Genomic DNA, 1,910 nt, shown 5'->3' on the forward strand with positions numbered 1-1,910 from the left:
GGCGAGAAGCTCAAGCCGGTCAAGGCGTTCAGGCCCGACGTCGCCGCCGCGGCCCAGGACGTCATGCAGAAGATTCCCAGAATCAACGGCATCGGGCTCGCTGACGGCCGCAAGGCGATCGGCAAGACCGGCACCTGGGAATTCACCGGCAAGGGCAAGAAGGACGGCCAGAACGGTGACGCCTGGATGGTCGGCGGCACCAAGGAGATCGCGGCCTCCGTCTGGATCGGCCGCGAGAAGGTGAACAAGAAGACCAAGCAAATGGAACTGATGCCGATCTTCAAGGCCAACGGCAGGCCGATGAACGGCGGTTCGACGCCGGGCCAGATCTGGAAGATGTTCCTGGACTCGGCCTCGAAGGCGATCGACGCCGACAACAAGGACTTCCTGCCGAACTCGACCGCCTTCGTCGACCCGAGCAAGAAGGGCAACGGCGTCGAGCCGCCGGCCAAGGAGCCCACGCTGCCGGACAACGCCCTCTGCGTGATCCTCCAGCAGTGCGACGACAACACCGGTAACGGCAACGGCAACGGCAATGGAACGGGCAACGGTACCGGCAACGGGAACGGGAACGGCGACAACGGGGGCATCACCTTCCCCGGCGGTGGCACCGTGAACGACGGTGGGCAAACCGACGACGATTGACGTCTGCCAATTTTCGAAGCGGCGCCCTCTCCTCCCGGGAGCAGGGCGCCGCTTCACTTTTGTGGCGTTGTCGCCGGACTGTTGCCGTAGGGCGTCGCCTGCCCGTCCGGCCGATGCGGCATGATGCCAAAGCATGAGCGTGCCTTCGTCCCCGGAGACCGACCGGCCCGACCAGCCCGCCGAATCGGACGGCTTCGTCCGGGGGCTCTCCCAGGCGATCGGCGGACCGCTCGGCGAACACGCCGTCCGCCCGGACGCTCGGCGTGACCGGTTCTGGACCGTCCCGCGGATCATCCTGGCGCTGCTCTGCCTGACGCTGGCGCTGAGCTGGGTGCAGAAGTCGCCCTGCCAGGACGGTGACTGGCAGAAGAACATCCAGTACACCCGGTTCTGCTACACCGACGTGCTGGCGCTCTACTACGCCGAGGGCCTCAACGAGGGCAAGGTCCCCTACAAGGACCACCCGGTCGAGTATCCGGTCGTCACCGGCTATTTCATGGGTGCGCTCGGCCTGCCGGTGCACGCGCTCGGCGAGAAGTACCCGCAGATCAACCAGGGCAAGTGGTTCTACAACGCCAACGCGCTCGTGCTGTCCGCCCTGGCTGTCGCCTCCGTCGCGATGATCCTCGCGCTGCGCCGCCGCCGGCCCTGGGACGCGGCGATCTTCGCGCTGTCACCGATCGTCCTGGTCACCGCGACAGTCAACTGGGACTTCCTCGCCATCGGCCTGGCCGTGTTCGGCATGTACGCCTGGGCCAGACGCTGGCCGGTGCTCGCCGGCCTGCTGCTCGGTGTGGGAGGCGCGGCCAAGCTGTGGCCGCTGTTCATTCTCGGGCCACTGTTCGTGCTGGCTCTGCGCGCGAAACGCCTGCCGCAGTTCTGGGCGGCGACCGTGACGGCGGTGGTCGCGTGGATCGCCGTCAACCTCCCCGTCGCCGTGCTCTACCGCGACAGCTGGTTCCGCTTCTTCGACCTCAACAAGGAGCGGCCGATCGACTGGGGCACCTCCTGGTACATCGGCCGCTTCCTGGACTCGAAGTGGAACACCGGCGCGGTCGGCGATCAGGGCCCGTTCCAGTGGCTCAGCGACCACGTCCCGGTGCTCAACAACGTGTCGTACGCGCTCACCGTGCTCGCCTGTCTCGGCATCGCCGCGCTGGCCCTGCTCGCCCCGCGCCGGCCACGGGTCGCCCAGCTCGCGTTCCTGGTGGTGGCGGCGTTCCTGATCTTCAGCAAGGTCTGGTCCCAGCAGTACGTGCTCTGGC

1 protein-coding gene and 1 pseudogene are annotated in these 1,910 nt (G+C 67.2%); both read left to right on the forward strand.

Annotated features, from left to right (window positions below; translation table 11 throughout):
• Positions 1 to 645, forward strand: a pseudogene (locus DMB66_RS62115) (hypothetical protein); the annotation flags it as partial.
• Between the two features lie 133 nt (positions 646 to 778).
• Positions 779 to 1,910 (forward strand): glycosyltransferase family 87 protein (locus DMB66_RS58700; RefSeq protein WP_125812580.1); only part of this gene is annotated, 1,132 nt, incomplete at its 3' end.

Source organism: Actinoplanes sp. ATCC 53533, assembly GCF_003947245.1.